At 48.6% G+C, this 18,645-nt stretch carries 20 protein-coding genes and 1 riboswitch; of the genes, 14 read left to right on the top strand and 6 right to left on the bottom strand.

The genetic code is table 11. The features are described 5' to 3' along the window. The first annotated feature begins 134 nt into the window (after window positions 1-134). From cobT to H1230_RS25935, 6 genes are all read left to right on the top strand, one after another. Complete coding sequence (cobT, locus tag H1230_RS25960; RefSeq protein WP_239712712.1) at window positions 135-1,196, top strand: nicotinate-nucleotide--dimethylbenzimidazole phosphoribosyltransferase; 1,062 nt, start codon at window positions 135-137, stop codon at window positions 1,194-1,196. Beyond that, window positions 1,193-1,741, top strand: a complete 549-nt coding sequence (cobU, locus tag H1230_RS25955; RefSeq protein ID WP_239712711.1) for a bifunctional adenosylcobinamide kinase/adenosylcobinamide-phosphate guanylyltransferase — start codon at window positions 1,193-1,195, stop codon at window positions 1,739-1,741. The genes cobT and cobU overlap by 4 nt, the downstream gene beginning before the upstream one ends. After that, window positions 1,738-2,553: an adenosylcobinamide-GDP ribazoletransferase gene (gene cobS / locus H1230_RS25950; RefSeq protein WP_239712710.1), complete on the top strand. Its 816-nt coding sequence runs from the start codon at window positions 1,738-1,740 to the stop codon at window positions 2,551-2,553. Before cobU ends, cobS begins: the two co-directional genes overlap by 4 nt. Window positions 2,554-2,667: 114 nt before the next feature. Continuing rightward, window positions 2,668-4,272 carry a cobyric acid synthase gene (locus H1230_RS25945; RefSeq protein ID WP_239712709.1) on the top strand — a complete coding sequence of 535 codons (1,605 nt, stop codon included), beginning with the start codon at window positions 2,668-2,670 and terminating at the stop codon, window positions 4,270-4,272. Window positions 4,273-4,654: 382 nt separating this feature from the next. Continuing rightward, a complete protein-coding gene (locus tag H1230_RS25940; protein ID WP_239712708.1) occupies window positions 4,655-4,981 on the top strand; it encodes a YnfA family protein in 327 nt (108 codons plus the stop codon). 123 nt (window positions 4,982-5,104) lie between these two features. Further along, window positions 5,105-5,527, top strand: coding sequence for a GNAT family N-acetyltransferase (locus tag H1230_RS25935; protein WP_239712707.1), 423 nt, complete (start codon window positions 5,105-5,107; stop codon window positions 5,525-5,527). A 161-nt stretch (window positions 5,528-5,688) separates the two neighbouring features. Here H1230_RS25935 and H1230_RS25930 read toward each other — a convergent pair whose 3' ends face one another. Next, window positions 5,689-6,048, bottom strand: coding sequence for a MerR family transcriptional regulator (locus H1230_RS25930; RefSeq protein ID WP_239712706.1), 360 nt, complete (start codon window positions 6,046-6,048; stop codon window positions 5,689-5,691). Between the two features lie 104 nt (window positions 6,049-6,152). Here H1230_RS25930 and H1230_RS25925 point away from each other — a divergent pair, with 104 nt between their 5' ends. Beyond that, the gene (locus H1230_RS25925) at window positions 6,153-6,857 is read left to right on the top strand and encodes an SDR family NAD(P)-dependent oxidoreductase (RefSeq protein ID WP_239712705.1); all 705 of its coding nucleotides are present in this window, start codon (window positions 6,153-6,155) and stop codon (window positions 6,855-6,857) included. A 188-nt stretch (window positions 6,858-7,045) separates the two neighbouring features. On the opposite strand, the gene H1230_RS25920 is transcribed toward H1230_RS25925, so the two are convergent. Continuing rightward, on the bottom strand, window positions 7,046-8,605 hold the full coding sequence (locus H1230_RS25920; protein ID WP_239712704.1) for an IS1182 family transposase: 1,560 nt from the start codon (window positions 8,603-8,605) through the stop codon (window positions 7,046-7,048). A gap of 367 nt (window positions 8,606-8,972) precedes the next feature. Then, a complete protein-coding gene (locus tag H1230_RS25915; RefSeq protein ID WP_239712703.1) occupies window positions 8,973-10,661 on the bottom strand; it encodes a methyl-accepting chemotaxis protein in 1,689 nt (562 codons plus the stop codon). Between the two features lie 339 nt (window positions 10,662-11,000). Next, a riboswitch (PreQ1 riboswitch) is annotated at window positions 11,001-11,046 on the top strand. Between the two features lie 10 nt (window positions 11,047-11,056). Between H1230_RS25915 and H1230_RS25910 the strand changes: the two genes are divergently transcribed. Further along, entirely contained in the window at window positions 11,057-11,782 is a 726-nt protein-coding gene (locus H1230_RS25910; protein WP_239712702.1) for a queuosine precursor transporter, read from the top strand. A gap of 74 nt (window positions 11,783-11,856) precedes the next feature. Here the strand turns inward: H1230_RS25910 and H1230_RS25905 are convergent, their stop codons facing one another. Continuing rightward, window positions 11,857-12,951: a M24 family metallopeptidase gene (locus H1230_RS25905; protein WP_239712701.1), complete on the bottom strand. Its 1,095-nt coding sequence runs from the start codon at window positions 12,949-12,951 to the stop codon at window positions 11,857-11,859. A gap of 479 nt (window positions 12,952-13,430) precedes the next feature. Between H1230_RS25905 and H1230_RS25900 the strand changes: the two genes are divergently transcribed. Further along, on the top strand, window positions 13,431-14,273 hold the full coding sequence (locus H1230_RS25900; RefSeq protein ID WP_239712700.1) for an SDR family oxidoreductase: 843 nt from the start codon (window positions 13,431-13,433) through the stop codon (window positions 14,271-14,273). A 45-nt stretch (window positions 14,274-14,318) separates the two neighbouring features. Continuing rightward, window positions 14,319-14,828: a GNAT family N-acetyltransferase gene (locus H1230_RS25895; protein WP_239712699.1), complete on the top strand. Its 510-nt coding sequence runs from the start codon at window positions 14,319-14,321 to the stop codon at window positions 14,826-14,828. Between the two features lie 4 nt (window positions 14,829-14,832). Here H1230_RS25895 and H1230_RS25890 read toward each other — a convergent pair whose 3' ends face one another. Further along, window positions 14,833-15,165, bottom strand: a complete 333-nt coding sequence (locus H1230_RS25890; RefSeq protein ID WP_239712698.1) for a winged helix-turn-helix transcriptional regulator — start codon at window positions 15,163-15,165, stop codon at window positions 14,833-14,835. An 88-nt stretch (window positions 15,166-15,253) separates the two neighbouring features. Here H1230_RS25890 and H1230_RS25885 point away from each other — a divergent pair, with 88 nt between their 5' ends. From H1230_RS25885 to H1230_RS25870, 4 genes are all read left to right on the top strand, one after another. After that, window positions 15,254-15,514, top strand: a complete 261-nt coding sequence (locus tag H1230_RS25885; RefSeq protein WP_239712697.1) for a YqkE family protein — start codon at window positions 15,254-15,256, stop codon at window positions 15,512-15,514. A 41-nt stretch (window positions 15,515-15,555) separates the two neighbouring features. Next, complete coding sequence (locus H1230_RS25880) at window positions 15,556-16,062, top strand: metallophosphoesterase family protein (protein ID WP_239712696.1); 507 nt, start codon at window positions 15,556-15,558, stop codon at window positions 16,060-16,062. 101 nt (window positions 16,063-16,163) lie between these two features. After that, window positions 16,164-16,631: a GNAT family N-acetyltransferase gene (locus H1230_RS25875; RefSeq protein ID WP_239712695.1), complete on the top strand. Its 468-nt coding sequence runs from the start codon at window positions 16,164-16,166 to the stop codon at window positions 16,629-16,631. 29 nt (window positions 16,632-16,660) lie between these two features. Continuing rightward, entirely contained in the window at window positions 16,661-17,371 is a 711-nt protein-coding gene (locus H1230_RS25870) for an HAD family hydrolase (protein ID WP_239712694.1), read from the top strand. An 86-nt stretch (window positions 17,372-17,457) separates the two neighbouring features. On the opposite strand, the gene H1230_RS25865 is transcribed toward H1230_RS25870, so the two are convergent. Continuing rightward, window positions 17,458-18,567 carry an FAD:protein FMN transferase gene (locus tag H1230_RS25865; RefSeq protein ID WP_239712693.1) on the bottom strand — a complete coding sequence of 370 codons (1,110 nt, stop codon included), beginning with the start codon at window positions 18,565-18,567 and terminating at the stop codon, window positions 17,458-17,460. Window positions 18,568-18,645: the final 78 nt, after the last annotated feature.

The following is an 18,645-nucleotide window of genomic DNA, read 5'->3' as shown; positions in this document are numbered from 1 at the left end:
GGAAGAAATAGGGATATGCTATATAATTGGCCTTTTGGCCGCAGCAGTTGGAAGGCCCCTCTCTTTCGAGATGGGGCTTTTCTTTTATCTATGGAATAGACAAATACTTAGAGATGAAACAGGAGGATATACTTATGATTTCAGCGATTGAAGAAGTAACGGGAGTGATTGCCCCACCCGATGAACAAGCCACCTTGCAGGCTGTCCTTCGCCTGAACAACCTGACCAAGCCGCCAGGCAGCCTCGGGCAGTTGGAGGCACTTGCTGTTCGGCTGGCCGGCATTTCTGTAACGCCGCAGCCTAGCTACACGAAGCGCACGGTCGTAGTGATGGCTGCTGACCATGGCGTTTGCAGCGAAGGGATCAGTGCTTTTCCACAGGAGGTCACGCTGCAGATGGCTCACAATTTCCTCAGCGGCGGAGCGGCCGTAAATGTACTGGCTCGTCAAGCTGGCGCAGAGGTGAAGTTTGTAGATATAGGCATTAACGGAGACCTCAGTCATCCGGATCTGATTGACCGTAAAGTACGCCTAGGCACGGATAATATGGCACAAGGTCCGGCCATGAGCCGCGAAGAAACGCTGCGTGCAATCCTCGTAGGTGTAAGGGTAGCGCAGGAAGCGGTGAGCAGTGGGACGGAGATTTTTGTCACTGGCGAAATGGGCATCGGCAACACTACGGCAAGTGCGGCAATTCTCTGTGTCTTGGGTAATGTATCAGCAGAGACGGCTGTAGGCCGCGGAACCGGCATTACCGATGAACGCCTGCGCCATAAGATAGCTGTAGTAGAACGGGCTTTAAGTGTGAACCAGCCTGAAGCGGCTGACCCACTGGATGTGCTGTCTAAGGTGGGCGGTTTGGAAATTGCCGGCCTGACTGGCTTGATCCTTGGGGCGGCAGCCAGCCGGACACCTGTTATTCTTGATGGCTTTATCTCGGGAGCAGCAGCGCTTGTGGCCAAGGCATTGGCACCGGAATCGACCGCTTATATGATTGCTTCGCATGTCTCGGGAGAGCAGGGGCATAAGCTAATGCTGGAGCGGCTTGGACTTGAGCCACTGCTGAATCTTGGACTGCGACTCGGCGAAGGAACCGGCGGAGTGCTGAGTCTGCATCTGATTGAAGCGGTCTGCCGCATTATGAGCGAGATGGCTACCTTTGATAGCGCGGGAATCTCTGGAGCCGAGCAGAAATGAGCATTCTTGTAACGGGCGGCGCACGCAGCGGGAAGAGCGGTTTTGCCGAGAAGCTGACCCTGTCGCTTTCCGTGCGGGCGCTGTATGTAGCTACCGGACAAGCTTTTGATGAAGAGATGAAGGAAAGGATAGCGCTGCACCAGCGCCAGCGCGCGGAAGGTGGCGCTACCTGGACTACGCTTGAGGAGCCGCTGGATGTGCCCGGCCTACTGGAACGATACTCCGGCAAGGAAGCGGTACTGGTAGATTGTCTAACTCTATGGCTGTCCAATGTGTTGCTATCCGTGGAAGATGCTGCAGATAGACAGGTGCTTGTTGAACAGGAAATTACAAGACTGGAGCACAGTGTACGCTCCTTTCAAGGGACTTTAGTTATGGTCACGAACGAAGTAGGGGACGGTATTGTGCCGGAGTATGCGCTTGGCCGGCTGTATCGTGATTTGGCCGGACGCATGAACGCGCGCTTGGCCAAGCATTGTGCTCAGGTATTTCTGGTTACTGCTGGCATTCCAATCGAGCTGAAGAGCAGGGAGTATCTATTATGAGAGAGCGTAGAGATGCTGTCGCTTCTGCGTTTCAGTTTCTGTCGCGCTTTCCAGTCAAGAGTGACCCAGGCTTCTCCCGAGATTTGCTGTGCCGAAGTGTTGTGTATTATCCGCTGGTAGGAGCAGCCATCGGGGGTAGTGTGGCTGCAGGTGCTGCAGTATCAGTCCTAGTGCTGCCGTCTCTGCCCGCCGCCGTGATCACCCTCATTCTGTGGGTGGCCCTCACCGGCGGTCTGCATCTCGACGGCTGGATGGACAGCGCCGACGGGCTGCTCAGCTACCGCTCTCGGGAGCGGATGCTGGAGATTATGAAGGATAGCCGCGTGGGAGCCATGGGCGTGCTGGCCTGCGTCCTGCTGCTGCTGCTGAAGGCCTCCTTGCTGTCCGCATGGCTTGATGGCGGACAGTATTATGAGCTGCCGCTGCTGCTGCTGCCGCCGATCTGGAGCCGCTGGTTCATGGTGCGGGCGATGGTTCGCCTGCCCATAGCCCGCGGCGATGAAGGCCTGGCCGCGAACTTCGCCGGCCTAGGCCTTTCGCAAGAGCGCCGCGCGCTGGCCCTCGCGGCGCTGCTCTCGCTGGCCGCCGCCGCGGTACCGCTGGCGCTCGGCGCAGGCTTGGCCGCGTGGCCGCAGCATCTGGCGGCAGCTGTGCTGCTGCCGGTGGCTGCCCTGGCCTGCGGCACCTGGGCGGCGCGCCGGGCGAGCAGCCGGCTCGGCGGGCTCACCGGCGATATCTACGGCGCGCTGAACGAGCTGCTGGAGACCGTGCTGCTGCTAGCGCTCGTGCTGATCCAGTATAACCTGATGTAACAAACGTAGCCCATTGAATCAGGCTAGGGAGAGTGGGTCATATACGCTTCTCTATCTCTATAGCAACCTGATCACCTGTCTTGGGACAGCAGGAAGAAAGCGAGGGAAATAAACATGGAAGATAACGACGTAACATCAGCCAATTCCAAGGGAAAGCCTGCGGCTGTATTGATGATCCAAGGAACGGCCTCCGATGTGGGCAAAAGCTTGCTTACTGCTGCCCTGGGTAGAATTATGACCCAGGACGGGTACCTTGCATCTCCTTTTAAATCACAAAATATGGCACTGAACTCCTACGTCACCGTTGACGGCAAAGAAATCGGCCGTGCCCAGGGGATGCAGGCGGAAGCGTTCGGCATAACGGCTACCACGGATATGAATCCCATTTTGCTGAAGCCTTCAGGTGAAATGACTGCCCAAATCGTTGTACACGGAGTACCGCATGCAGCGCTGAGTGCACGGGAATACCGTGAGAAATTCTTGCCGGAAGCCAAAAGTACAGTGATGGATGCACTCGATCGGCTGCGGGAAACTTACGAGGTTGTGCTGATGGAGGGGGCGGGCAGTCCGGCTGAGATTAATCTAAAGTCACGGGATATTGTGAATATGAATCTAGCCGGCTGGGCGGATGCCCCGGTGCTCTTGGTTGCTGATATCGACCGTGGCGGCGTATTCGCTTTTCTAGTCGGTACCCTGGAGCTATTAGAGCCACATGAACGGGCCCGTGTCAAAGGCTTCATTATCAATAAATTCCGTGGCGATCTATCCCTGCTGCAGCCCGGACTTGATTGGCTGGAAGAGCGCACAGGCATTCCTGTACTAGGTGTGCTGCCCTTTCTGCCACAGCTTCGGATTGAAGCGGAGGATTCCGTAGTACTAGAAGGAACGTCGGGTCAACACCGGGCCGATAAAGGCAAAGAACTAGACATTGCCGTGATCCGCTACCCGCGAATTTCTAACTTTACGGATTTCGATCCGCTGGTCGACGAACCCGATACCACCGTGCGTTATGTGACCCGTGCAGAGGAGTTGGGGATGCCAGACGTTATTATTTTGCCAGGAACGAAGAATACGGCAGCCGATCTGGCATACCTGAGAGAACAAGGTTTCCCAGCAGCGATTACGCTTGCGTTGAAGGATGGGGCGCGTCAACTTGTAGGAATTTGCGGTGGCTATCAAATGTTAGGGGTAAAGCTGCTCGATCCAGATGCGGTAGAGAGTAGTGAGCCGAGAGAAACAGCAGGCCTGGGATATCTTCCGCTGTCGACTGTCTTTCTGCAGGAGAAGACTACGGTGCGTGTCAGCGGTAGCCTGGCGACAGATCATCCTCTGCAACTGAAGGGTAGTTTACCGGAGATCGTAACAGATATCCCCGTTACCGGTTATGAGATTCATATGGGCATAACCACGAACCATGGTGAGGCTTCTGTACGCAGTCTGTTCAATCTGACCGAACCGGCAGGGACGATACAGTCGGAAGGCTGGGGAACGCTGGACGGAAAAGTATGGGGCACCTATCTACATGGCCTGTTTCATAACGACGTTCTACGCAGAGCCTGGCTGGATGGAATACGGGTAGCCAAAGGATTAGAGCCGCTAGAGCTGACCTTCTCAGCCGCTGATCTTCGCGAGCAGGAGTTCGATCGTCTAGCTGCTGCCGCGCGCGAGAGCTTGAACATGAGCGCTATCTATGAAATTATGGGTTTAACAAGAAAATGAAATTTGGGCTTTGATGACATTTGAAGAGAAATAACACATACAGGCGGAAATAGTCAGGGCGTGGGCGTGGGCGTGGGCGTGGGCGTGGATTTTTCCTCGATAAGTTGGTTTAGTCGGACACACAAGCCACTATTTCGTAGAAATGCCCTCAATTACGTATCCAAGCGGACAGAGAATCCGTTATAGAGCAGAAATCAGCTTAAATAAGGTGCATAAGCCACGAATAACGGAACCTGTGTCCGCGACTGTTTCCCAAACAGCGATTGCACATAAATAAGGTCTCTACTGTCCACCAACCGACTTCAGCCCCCACTTCTCACTCAATTATTCGCCAAGCATTATTTCGCTTCGCGTTGAACCCAAGCAGGAATGAGGAATTACAATGGCAGTCGCGGTTCTACTGTTTATTATTGCCGGTCTTGCTGAGATTGGCGGTGGATATTTAGTCTGGTTATGGCTAAGAGAATCACGCCCGCTTTGGTATGGTTTGGTAGGTTCAATAATTCTGATCGGTTATGGCATTATTCCCACCTTGCAAAAGTTTCCTTCCTTCGGGAGAGTGTACGCGGCTTATGGTGGTGTATTTATCGTGCTGGCGGTGTTATGGGGCTGGCTTGTCGATAAGAAGACGCCGGATCTTTATGACTGGGTAGGCGCTGTAATCTGCGTGATCGGTGTATCCGTTATGCTGTGGGCTCCAAGACATTGACTGAGAAAATTTAGTTTTAGACGTGAAACTGCACAAAGCTCCCGGGCAGGTTAACGTGGTAAGCTTCGAGAATTGTATAAAACGAAAGGACGAAACCAACAAATTAACTTGGCGGTGACCTTTATGATGAATCTAAAAGATTTTAGTGACTTTAGCGCAGTGAAAAATCTATTGTCTGAATGCATGTGGCCTGACGAAGAGAGGGTGAATGCAGAGGCCACTAAATATCTTAAGGAGGAGTCAAGGGAGCTTTATGGTAGTTTCATTAAAAATGAGCTAGTGGGATTAATTGGTATAAAACATGGCTCTTTCGGTGAAGTGGAGCTAAAACATATCGCTATACACCAAGAATATCGAGGGAAAGGTCTTGGCAGAAAATTGGTACATGAATATATTCGAGTCAATAATATAGTAAAAATGAAAGCTGAAACTGATTGTAATGCTGAGGGGTTCTATAAGAAACTAGGGTTCAAGATAATGAGTCTAGGAGAAAAATACCCTGGTGTCGAGCGTTTTGAATGTACATTCTCTGGGGAGAATGATTAAACTAACGAGGAACGTTTACTAAAACAACAAAAACTTACCAATGGACTTGGAGGAAGACATCCATAGTTCTTGACCATCCCACGCGGATAACATCATTATGCTACTTGCTCTTACATGAGATTTAAAAGTTTAGTCTACATAACCCGGCTTATATGCTTATATTAATAATTTTCCCCGCGATAATAGCGCTTCAGTTTTTCTTCCAAATGAACGAGCTGCGCTTTCTTCTTCTCCATATCTTCCAGAAGCTTTTGCTTTTGATCTTCAATTAGTTGGATTCTCTCCGACAGGGTTGAGGTTCCTTCGTTCACCTTATCATAATATTTTTTGATTTCCTCCACACTCATCCCGGTTTCGCGAAGACATTTGATAAAAACCAGCCAGCTCAGATCATTATCCGTATAAAGACGGTTATTCTGTTCGCTTCGGGCAGCAGGTTTCAACAGTCCCTTTCTTTCGTAAAAGCGGATCGCTCCAATATTGATCCCGACTTCCTTCGCCACTTCTCCAATCGTTAACATACTAGCCCTCTTTTATAAAAAAATATTTGTTGACCTACACTAAGTGTAGCATAGTAACTTATAAATTGTTAAAGAAAAATCAAATTGGGGAAAGAAGGATTCGCATGAAAAAGACGGCCTTTGTAACCGGAGCAAATAAAGGAATTGGAATTGAAATCGTTAGGCAGTTAAGTGAAGCAGGCTGGAAAGTCATCCTTGGCGCACGCAGTGCTGAACGGGGTGAAGCAGCAGTTTCCGAGTTAGCTTCCTTAGACGTAGAATTTATACAAATCGACATGGGTGACTTGAAAAGCATCGAACAGGCAGCCGATACGATCAGCAAGAAATATCCGGACTTATTGCTTCTGATCAATAACGCGGGTATGCCTGGCGCGTTCTCCCCTTCTTTTACAGATACCAAAGAGGAAGATCTGCGGAATGCCTTCGAAGTTAACTTTTTCGGGACCTTCCGTTTGAACCAGCGGTTGTTCCCGTTAATCAAAGATAACGAAGGCACAATCATCAATGTATCGACTGATATGGCTTCTCTGGACCATATGCAAAATGCTGAATTTACTTTAAACGCATTCGATTATAACTCATCTAAAACGGCAAACAATGCCATGACACTTTCAATGGCTTATGAAGTCAAAGGCAGCAACGCTCAAGTATTCGCGGTAACACCTGGATTCACCTCAACAGATCTTAACGGCAATGCCCCAGGCGGTAAATCGAAAGAAGCCGCCGCTGCGATTATAGTAGGGTATGCGACAGATGGCCAACGTCATAACGGCGAATTCTTGAATGAGAAGGGCGTTTACGCCTGGTAACCTGCAACTGCCGACAGCAAAACTCTTGCCGTTCAAATCGCGGGTCGGGGTAACCCACTATTAAACGAGTGTGTCTATTCATCGGACAGCACAAAAAGGGGCTGTCTCAAAAGTAGATTTTCTACAAGCAGAGACAGGCCACCTTCAATTTCAAAAGCATAAAAGTCAACAGAGCAGCACACCTCCTGTTATTGGAGGTGTGCTGCTCTATGTTTTTGGTCTATGGCTGCTCGCTTCAGTAAATTGTGGGCAAGCGAAAGCCACCCGACCTCAAGCGTCACTTTTTCCATGCCGCGAAGCAGAAAGCGCCGGAAGCCCCGGTTATTTTTCAGTTGTCCAAATACACTTTCCGGTTCCGTCATTCGGCGTACGGCCAGGGCGTAACCTTCCTCACTTCGCAAGATCTCCCGAGCCTGCTTTTGGTAACGCAGTCGTTCCATACTAACAACCACTTCCCGATCTCCAGCTGCCTTCGTGCAGCGTTCCTTCAACGGACAGCCCTCGCAGCTCTGACTTCGGTAATGACGTTTGTGAATTTCATATCCACTCTGTGAGATTTCCTTACTTTCTCTGCGGAAATGCAGCATTTCCCCGGCGGGGCACGTCCAGTTATCCTCGGCTGCATCGTATGTCCAGTTCTCGATTTTACCAACATTCGCTTTCCAGGCTTTGCTCTTTTCCTTGTGGTAGCTGCCGTACTTCACCACCGCCTGAATCTCTTTCTTTTCCAGATAGGCGTAGTTTTCTTCGCTGCCGTAGCCTGCATCCGCAATGACTGTCTTTGGCAGTTTTCCGAGGATCTGCTGCGCTTTTTCCATATGCGGCTCTAAACAGCGGGTGTCGGTCGGTCTTTGGTGTAAACTGTAGGCTAAAATAAATTGGTTTTCGGTCCCGATTTGCACATTGTATCCCGGTTTCAGCTGGCCATTTCGCATGTGGTCTTCTTTCATCCGCATAAACGTTGCATCTGGATCTGTCTTACTGAAACTGTTCCGGTCACCAAGGAGCTTTTGGTATTGTTCGTACTTCAGCAGTCGGGGAAGCCAATCCTTGCGCAGCGTCCGAACAGCTTTTTTTAAGGGCTTGTCTTTCGGTTTTTGGGCCAGCTGAGCTTCGAGCTTTTGCACCACCTGTTCAAGTTTCACGCTGCTCACTTCGGAATCTGTGCCGAGTTCAGCCAGGTCTTTGCCTGAATTCTCTTGTTCTTCCTGTTCTTCTGCCGTTTCAATGTCAGCGAACAGGGCCTGCACCTTATCTTGCAGTTTGACTTTGTGTTTACTGACGGCTTTCCCCCAAACAAACGTGTAGCGATTGGCGTTCGCCTCGATTTTGGTTCCGTCCACAAAGTAATGCTCTAGGGAAACGTATTTTTCGTCAGCCAGAAACTGAAGCACGGCGGTAAATACGGTTTCGAGAACGTTCTTCATCCGCTGGGAACGAAATCGATTCAACGTCCGAAAGTCTGGCCGCTGCCGACCGGCGAGCCACATGAAGGGGATGTTCTCCCGAATGGATTTGGCGATTTGGCGAGAGGAATAGATGCGCTGCGTGTAGGCGTAAATAATGACTTTGGTCAGCATTTTAGGATGGTAGCTGTCACGGCCACCACCTGGGTAGGCCGCGTCAAAAATGCCGTCGTCCAGCCGGTTAACGGCGGCATTGACGATACGAACGAGGTGATGTTCTGGAATGTCGTCCTCTAAATCCATTGGCAAGCAAAGTTGGTCCATGGTATATTGAATGTACAAAAGAAACCTCTCCTTGATTTAAAATGGTTGGTCGCACTTCCATTTTAACAAAGAAAGGTTTCTTTTTTTATGATTTTTAGAAGGATTGTAGATACGAGTCCCGCTTAAACAGCGGAGAGGACGGAACGATTGTGGAAAAGCGATAGCGTTCGCCTTGGTCTCCGGATTTTCACCGCTAAGGGGAATGAAAAAAATCTGGAGACCACAGCGATTGAAACAACGGTCCGTTCGCGGAGCGTCCTCACAAGCGCAATGTCTATCTGACTCCAAAAAAGAGCTGTCCCAAGCAGCCATTTCATGGCTTATGGGACAGCCCCTTACTGTATAGATTGTTTCTTGTTGATTGCAATATGCTTATCCAGTTAAGTTAAATCTTAAATTGCTGCACGGCTTCCTGCAGCTTCACTGCCTGTTCATGCAGCTCCTCTACCGTCTGGGAATGACCTTCGAGCTCTACACGCTGCCGCTCGGAGTTCTGCGTAAGCATATCCGCACTAGCTTGTGATTTGGCGGTGATTTGGGCAGTTTCTTCAACTGAAGCGCTAACCTCCTCAGTTCCTGCCGAGATTTGCTGTGTGGCTGCTGATACAGATTGAATACTGTGATCGATGCTTTGAATGAGAATTAGCAGATGATTGAAGGCATCGCCCGCCTCCGCCACCTTGCCCACGCCGGAAGCAACTTCAGTATGCAAGTGGTTAATGTCGGTGACAGAACGCTTCATATCTTCCTGTAGACCCAGCAGGAAGTCGCGGATCTGTTCGGTAGAGTTCTTGGACTGTTCGGACAGCTTGCGAACCTCTCCTGCTACAACCGCAAAGCCACGTCCATGCTCTCCGGCACGAGCCGCTTCAATGGAAGCATTAAGCGACAGCATTTGAATTTGTTTGGTGATTTCAGAAACACCCTGTACCACCTCACCGATTTGTAGAGAACGTTCATTCATAGTCTGAAATTGTTTCAGCGATTGTTTGGAGGTTCGCTCAACCTGGCGCATTTGCTCAACCGCAATTTGGGCAATATCATTGCCACCCACGGCTTTTTCAGAAGCTTCGCCAATCTGCTCAGTAACCTCGCCTGCTGCAGAAGCAATATGCTGAATACCCAGATTGATCTCATCCATCGCTTTTGAATTGTCCAGGGCACTGCTCGCGATCGCGATACTGCCCTTGTCTATTTCTATAACCGATGATGAAGAACGCTCTGCCATATCATTCATGATGAGTACACGTTCTCTCAAATCGTTGGAATTTGCAACTACAGAGCCTGAGGTATCTAGGACCTGCCCGATCATTTCCTTCAGCCGCAGGGTCATCGTCCGGAAGCTTTCGGAGAGCTGTCCTACTTCATCGGTGCCCTTTATGGTTAGTTCCTGTGTGAAATCCCCTTCTGCCAACTTGTTGCTGTACGCTGCGAGTTGAGTTATTGGACGTGTAATTCGCCGGCTCATGAACATAGCACCGCTCAGACCAATAATTAAGGCCACTAGTGTAATACCTGCGCTGGTCCAGAGAATACTGCTCATTTTTTCTTTAACAAAACCGACATCAGCACTTACACCGATAATCATCGTACTGCCGGGGATGCCGACATACGCTGTTTTATGTATACCGTGACTATCACTATAGATATCACTAAGTCCGCTTTTTCCTTTAGAGGCTTGTTCCATTGCTGGTGATACTTCAAGGCTCTCCTGAGCTTTCAGCTTAGAACCGTGATCTGCAATCAGAGTAACCGCCTTGCCATCCTTTAGCTCCATCAGGAAGATGGTCTCTACATCATGCTGCTTCCGCTTATCCTGGAAATAGAATTCAACATTCGTAGAAGCCTGCTCGTTCTTGCCAAGCGTTTGCTGGGCAAAGGTAGCATTTAGATTCTTATACACATCCTGTGCGGCTGCTGTCAGCAGTTTATTGATTTGTGGCATGACATAACTGTTGATTGTATTAATGGATATAAAGTAGAAGCTGACACTTAACAAAAGAGACGTGAGTAACAGAACGATAAACAACAAACGCGTGAACTTGCGACTGATTGAATGCTTGAAACTAAACATATCATTCTCTCCTTTTCTGTAGCATGCATCTTTAATCCCATACCAACCGCTGGGAGTTGGCAGAGCAGCAATATATTCCATGGGTCTAGGTCATATATCAAGCTGTAGCTTGGGGTTAGACAACGTGATTGATACTATTCTATAGAATTAACCTCAGGTTGAATAGTGAAAGTTGTGTGTTGTACCGCATTTTTTTCTGAAAAAGATGGATTATTGTCTAATACTTTTCTTAATTGTAGAAAATGACGCAAAAAAGAGCTTTTTTTCATAAAAATTTAAGGTTTTCATAGAATGTCTATCGCTATTATGATAGAGTTAATATTTTGTTGAAGAGACTAAGAAGCCGCGGTTCGTAACCATCCCGCGTAAACAAAACTAGGAGGAGTATCAGTAGAATGTTTAACTTGTTATGGGGAATTGGGTTTGTTATTGTCAATTTTGTTTTCTTTCTTCTCTGCTACCGCTTATTTGGCAAAAAAGGCTTATATGCCTGGGTAGGCGTTGCTACGGTTATTGCTAACATTCAGGTCACAAAAACAATTTCCATGCCACCAAATATTGTTATGACCCTTGGAAATACGATGTATGTGACTCTATATATGACCAGCGATTTGATCAATGAGAAGTACGGGCGGAGAGAGGCGCGAACGGCGGTCTGGTTCGGTTTCTTCACCTTGCTGATGACAACGGTTATTATGCAGATGGCGCTGAAGTTCACTCCGGATGAGAGCGACTTCGCTCAGGAATCCCTGGAAAAAATCTTTGGACTTATGCCACGCTTGGCACTGGGTAGCCTTACAGCATATTTTATCAGCCAGTTTCTCGATGTTCGGTTATATTCGTGGATAAGAAAATATTACAGCACATCCCGTCAGCTATGGATTCGCTCCAATGGCAGTACGATGGTCAGCTCCTTTGTGGATACACTCATCTTCTGTACGATTGCCTTCGCGGGCACGTATGAATGGAAGGTATGGGTTCAGATATTGCTCACAACTTATGTTGCGAAGTTCTTGTTGACTGCAGCAGGTACGCCAATCCTTTACATCGCTCGTTCCTTCAAGTTTGCTGAGGAGGAGTCTGCAGTTCAGAGAGCAGCGGATACCCATATCTCCTCCTAGACAGTAATAAGAGCCACGCGAATTTGCGTGGCTCTTTCTTGAAATATCAGATGCATAACTTAGAAGATCACTGCCTACAAATGCAGAACAGTCCATTCTTTCGGAAAGCTTGTGAGTGTCTGAGGGCCGTCCGCAGTAATTAATACATCATCTTCAATCCGTACGCCGCCAAGCCCTGGAACATAAATACCGGGCTCTACGGTAAACACGTTCCCATTCTCAATAACATCTGTATTCAACCCGTGTAGAGAAGGGTATTCATGTGTATCCATTCCGAGACCATGGCCGACACGATGCATGAAATAAGGTCCGAAGCCTGCCGCAGCGATCACTTCCCGTGCGGCCTGATCGACTGAACCAAAGGTAGCTCCTGCGACGGAAGCAGCAATACCGGCTTCATTGGCAGCCAGCACTGTAGTGTAGAGGGTCATAAGCTTGGCATCCATCTCTTCCACAGCAAAGGTGCGAGTAATATCGGAAGCATATCCACCAGCATACACGCCAAGGTCGAACATGAGGAGATCGCCTGGCTGGATCATTCGGCTGCCCGGTACGCCGTGTGGCAGGGCAGTATTCGGACCGGAGAGCACCATGGTATCGAAGGAGGGGCCAGAGGCACCAACCTTTTTCATGAGATATTCCAGCTCGGCCACCAGTTCGATTTCGCTTACACCAGTCTTTACGTGCTCAAGACCGCGGCGCAGAACTTCTTCTACAAGCTCAGCGGCATGCTTCATGCGGCTGACTTCCTCAGGGGTCTTCTTGGCGCGCATGCTGCGCAGTAATGGACCAATATCGTGGAAGCTCTTCGCCGCTATGGACTCAGCCAGCAGTTCATAACGCGCTACGGAGAAGTGCTCCTTCTCGATACCGAGTGTATTCAGAGTTGTGCTGCCAAGACATTCTTTAAGCAGGAGGTAGGGATTATCCGTATCGCTATGTGTCAGAATCTTCGTAACCGCCGAGGCCGCATGGGCCGCTTCTGCATCTAATGCCGGAACGATCAGTACAGGCTCCTCTCCCTTGATTAGGAGTAAACCAAGAAAGCGTTCATGTGGATTGCTGGCAAACCCCGTCAAATAGTAGACATGCTTGGGATCTGTGACGAGCAGAGCATCAAGGCCCTCAGGCATCATTTTTTGTTCAAGACTTTTTAGTGCATCGTTCATTTCAGTAGTTCCCCTCTCAGATTCACGTTAAAAACTGCAATGTTTCTATTATAGATCATAACTAACGAGGGTGCACATCATAGAGAAGTAGGAGACGTTCACGCCTTAAAGTTAATTCCAAACTATCTCCAGCTTATAAAATGATGTAACATTATCTTAGAACATAGTATCTGAAAAGATTAGGCTATATAAGTTGAACTAGAAAACTTAGCAAAAGGCAAAAGTAACGGAGGGGAATTTTGGAACTGTAGGAGCGATAGCGACCGCCCACAAGCTTTCCGTAGGAAAGCTCGCATCGTAAGCATAGGCTGTCTCCGGATTTCATCCGCTAAAGCGGAATAAATCAAGAAATCGGGAGACAACAGCGGCCGGAAGTCCAAACATTCACCGCAGTTACGATTAAAGCCGATTCAGGAAAATCTTAAGTTCAACTTAGATAGATCCAGGCTGGTAGGTTCCGTTAGGAAGGGGTACTAAGCATGAAGGGTAAAATCGTGATTGTAACCGGAGGAAACTCCGGTATGGGCTTGGCTACAACAGTTGAAATGGCGCGCAGGGGGGCACAGGTTGTTATGGCCTGCCGCAGCCGTAAGCGCGGGGAAGATGCGCTTGCTTACGCCAAGCAGAAAAGCGGTTCAGACCATATTGAGCTGATGCTCTGCGATCTGGCCTCGCTTGAGAGCATCCGCAGCTTCGTTGAGGAGTTTAAGGCAAGCTATTCCGTATTGGATGTGTTAATTAATAATGCCGGAGTAGTGGCTATTAAACGCCAGCTAACGGCTGACGGTTTTGAGCTGGATCTCGGTGTGAATCACCTGGGACATTTTCTGCTCACTAATCTCCTGCTGGATACACTTAAGGCAGCAGAGCAGGGGCGTATAGTTGTAGTTGCCTCGGGCGCCTACAAGCTCGGTGCCCTTCATTATGAAGACCCTACCCTATCCCGTCGCTTTAACCCGGCCAAAGGATATGCCAGGTCCAAGCTAGCCAATATTCTGTTCACTAAAGAGTTGGCTAAACAGCTGCAGGGAACAGGGGTTACTGCCAACTGTCTGCATCCGGGAGCAGTGGGAACCAACATCGGTGTGAACCGCGAGACCGGCTTTGGCCGCTCGATTCTGAAGCTGGTGTCGTTCTTCTTTCTGACTCCTGAGCAGGGTGCGGATACAGCGATTTATCTGGCGACTGCACCGGAGCTGCGTGAAGTGACTGGGCAGTATTATTACCGCCGCAAGATCAAGGAGCTGTCTCCAAGAGCTGAGAATACAGCAGAGGCTGGGCGATTATGGCAATGGAGTCTGGAGCAGGTTGGCTTGAAGTGAATTCTGTGTAGGGAATTATCATTTACAATGTGGAGGAATGAATGTATGGATTGGCAGAAGGGTAGTATTGAAGATGCAGCACTGGAAGATTTAGCGGCAATTGTAGAAATATATAATTCTACAATTTCAGGTCGGATGGTAACCGCCGACCTGGAACCGGTCACTATAGAAGAGAGACAGCAGTGGTTCCATGAGCATAACAGCCATCATCGTCCGCTGTGGGTGCTGCGACAAGAGGGACAGATTGCCGCCTGGTTCAGTTTCCAGTCGTTCTATGGCCGACCTGCCTATAATGGAACTGCAGAAATCAGTGTATACGTGAATGAGAACTTTCGCGGCAGTGGAGCCGGAACTCTGCTGCTGAACAAGGCAATAGAGGAAGCACCACGCCTAGGCGTAAAAAATCTCGTTGGCTTTGTATTTGGCCATAATCAGCCAAGCCTGCAACTGCTGCAGAAATTCGGCTTTGAACGATGGGGTTTACTGCCCGGAATTGCCGAAATGGACGGCATCGAGCGTGATTTAGTCATCATCGGACGTAAATTGGGATCATAAGAAATCAAGGTTCGATAGATTCGGCTACGGGTTCGATCCATGCATCTGACCAGTGCTGCAAATCCCGAATGACAGGCTCCAGTCCAAGACCTTTATCCGTTAAGGAGTACTGGATCCTTACGGGTGTTTCGGGGAAGACCTCCCGATGGACAATACCCTCCAGTTCCAGTTCCTTGAGCCGTTCAGACAACAGTCTGCCGCTGATCGGAAGAGAAGCTTCAATGGCACCGAAACGCTGTGGTCCTTGCAGTAACTGATAGATGATCAGGCCTGTCCAACGTCTGCCTATAATATCCATGCTTTTTTGTAACCGTGGACACAGATCTGTGGATTTCATAAAGCTCACCTCTTATTGTCATTATAAACGAAAAGACCTATAACTAAAACAAATTTGAACTATAACACAACCAGAAAAGGTGATATATATGGCTAAAAAGAAGAAATTTCCAACTACTCCGCGCCCTGCTGCGGTAGATGGTCCCGCTACGCTGAAGGACCTGCTCAGCAGCGATGTCTTAAGCAAGCTTAAAGCGCAGTCTGATGAGTTGAAGGCTGAGGAGAACGACCGTAAAGAAGCTGTCCGTAAGGTAGTGGAAGATCAGCGTACTGCCGAGAAGAAACGGCTGGAGAATGATTTTGCCCATTTGCTGGATAATAGCAGTCAGGACTGGAAGAAGTTCAAATAAAAGGGGTATCATCACCAAGGATAGATTAGGAGCTGGACAAGATGAGAATTGGAGTAGTATCAGATACACATATGAGCAAGAATGAGAAGTCTTTGCCGCAGGAGCTTATTGCAGAATTTCGCAAGGTGGACCAGATTCTACATCTTGGCGATTGGGTAGACTTAGAGATCTATGATCTGCTGGCGGAGTTAGCTCCAGTGGAAGGAATTGCCGGTAACAATGATGGTGCCGAGATTATTGCGCGGTTTGGTGAGCGCAAGATCGTTACACTGGGGGGAGTACGTATTGGAATGATACATGGACATGCGCCTTACTCAGGCAAAGGTACAGACGGGAATGCGCTCCTGGCATTTGCCGATGAACAGGTGGACGTCATTCTGTTTGGTCATTCGCATCAGCCGTTGCTTCATAAGCAGAATGGCATCTTGCTCTTCAATCCGGGCTCTCCAACGGATAAACGGCGTGAGAAATTATATTCGTTCGGTTTGCTGGATATAGAAGAAGGTAGAGTCAGCGCCCGCCATGTATTCTATGAATCCAAGAGATGAGGGGAAATGTCCAAATTTTGCAGCGTTTTCTCCATGTGCAGAGCTTCTTAATGGTTCTAAAATAACCGTAAAAGAGGCGGAAGCCAAGAAAGTGAGCGATTATGATGCAGAACTATCGTATGGAGCGGGCGGGTTTGGAGGATCTGGAGCTGCTTATTCCACTGTTTGATGAATACCGGGTGTTTTATGGTCAGGTATCCGATCCGACAGGAGCCCGTGCCTTTTTGACGGAAAGGCTAAAGCATGATGAATCCGTTATATTCATGGCAGTAGAGGGTGAAGGCAACAATAAACGTGCTGGTGGCCTTACTCAGCTGTATCCGTCTTTCTCATCGGTGACTATGCAGCGGCTCTGGATACTCAATGATTTGTTTGTATCTGCAACGCAACGCGGGTTTGGATTGGGTTCCCTGTTGTTGAAGGGAGCTCGCGATTTTGCTGTAAGTACAGGCACCAAGGGCTTGTCACTAACCACAATGACGGATAATTTTGTTGCCCAGCGCTTGTATGAAAGACAAGGTTATATAAAGGATGACGAATTTTATACCTATAATCTCTTTTTTAAATAATAGATAGAGACATAATGAGGAGAGTTAACTTGGTAAATAGCAACAAGCAAGCTATATTTTTTGATTTGGATGACACGCTGTATGATCATCTGGTTCCTTTTCGGGAAGCGGTGCGTGAAGTTCTGACTCCAGATGAGAGCAGTCTGGATTATGCAGAATTATTCTACATCGTAAGGCATCACAGTGATTTGCTGTGGCCGAAGTATCTAAGTGGGGAGCTTCCACTTGAGGAGACGCGGGTGCTGCGACTAGAGCTTGCTTTTGCAGAATTTGGTCTACCCCTTAATCGGGATAAGGCGTCAAGGGTCCAAGCATCCTATATCGGTCGTCAATACCAGATTGAGATGATCGAAGGCGTGCGGGAGCAGTTGGAACGGTTTATTGCAAATGGGCATATTGTAGGTATTATTACGAACGGCCCTGCAGAGCATCAGATGAAGAAGATTATCGGTCTGGGTGTGGATCAACTCATCCCGCTGGATAGAATCTTTATCTCTGATGCTGTGGGAATCGCCAAGCCGAACCCGGAACTATTTGCTCACGTCAACCGCATGACAGGAACTTTAGCTGAGAATTCGATCTATATAGGAGATACATGGGCTAATGATGTGGTTGGGGCTCTTGCCGCTGGTTGGAGGGTATGCTGGTACAACCCACGAGGAAGACAGCCGGCAACAGACCAAGAACCAAGCTATATTTTCACTGACTATGAGGAATTCAGCAAGCTGCCTATAGTGTGACGGACGACAAGAAGGGTTAGAGCCTATGGCTCTAACCCTTTTTGTGCAAGTGCTGTTAGAAAGTTAAAGCACCAAGCATAGAAATATTAATTCGCAAAGCTGTACGTAGGGTCAGTCAATTGCAGTCTTTGTCTTATCCCTGAGGTTGCATAAATCTTATTGTCATCGGTAATGAAGAAAGCTTCTACATTCTCGGGAAGTGCTTCTAGATATTTGATGCCAGCTTCTTCACCCATCAGGAATACTCCGGTGGACAAGGCATCTGCATCTGTAGCATTCGGACTCATGATCGTCACGCTTTTTAGGCCATTCTGAGAAGGAAAGCCTGTACGCGGATCAAGAATATGATGGTAGCGGACCCCGTCTTGCATGAAAAAGCGTTCGTATACACCTGAAGCATCGATAACCTCATTAGTAATCTTAATCGTACCAAGCTGTGTACCACGGCTTTGGTCTGGGTCTTGCAGGCCAATGTTCCACTGCGCCCCATTCGGTTTGTTGCCAAGGGCAATGATACTGCTGCCGCCGAGGTTAATCATAGCGCTGTCTAGGCCCTGTGCCTTCAAATAGTCGGCGACCCGGTCGGCAGCATAACCTTTGCCGATACCGCCCATATCAAGAATCATGCCTTCTTTAGCCAGTTTCACAGTCTTGGCAGCTTCATCAATAATAACATCTTTGTAATTGATCAGGCTCTTTGCCTTGTCTATATCCGCTTGAGGAGGGACATGGTCGCCTCCACTGCCGATATTCCAGAGATCCACGAGGGGGCCAATGGTAGGATCGAACAGCCCGTCCATCTCCTCGGCATACTTCACCGATTGCTTGACAATATCCAAGGTTTCGTCGGAAACAACAACTGCTTCTTTTCCGGCTGCCTTATTGACGGCATAAAGTTCACCATCTTCTTTGGTGCGACTGAACTCCTTATCCATTCGCTCCAGCATATGCTGAATATGATCCATATTTTTTTGAGCTACTGTGTCACCATAAACTTTGATATTTACAACCGTATCATAAATATAGAAAGTCTGTGACATAGAGGTTGTATCGCCTTCTTTTGTTACCGTTGCTCCGTTTGGAGTTTCAGAAGTGCTGTCTTTCTTATTGCCAACAAATAGCCAGACGCTGACAGCTATGACGAGGATAATGACGAGAGCGGCGAGGATTAGCGTCAATTTCTTGTTCTTAAACATGTTCCACCATCCATAAAGTTAGTTTCTTGACCACATCTTTACTATCATACCCCAGATGAGGGACGGGGGAAACTATAA

The organism is Paenibacillus sp. 19GGS1-52 (assembly GCF_022369515.1).
In the GTDB taxonomy this organism is placed as follows: Bacteria; Bacillota; Bacilli; order Paenibacillales; family Paenibacillaceae; genus Paenibacillus_AQ.
The sequence above is the reverse complement of the archived record's forward strand: the minus strand, read 5'-3'. Positions and strand labels throughout refer to the sequence as shown.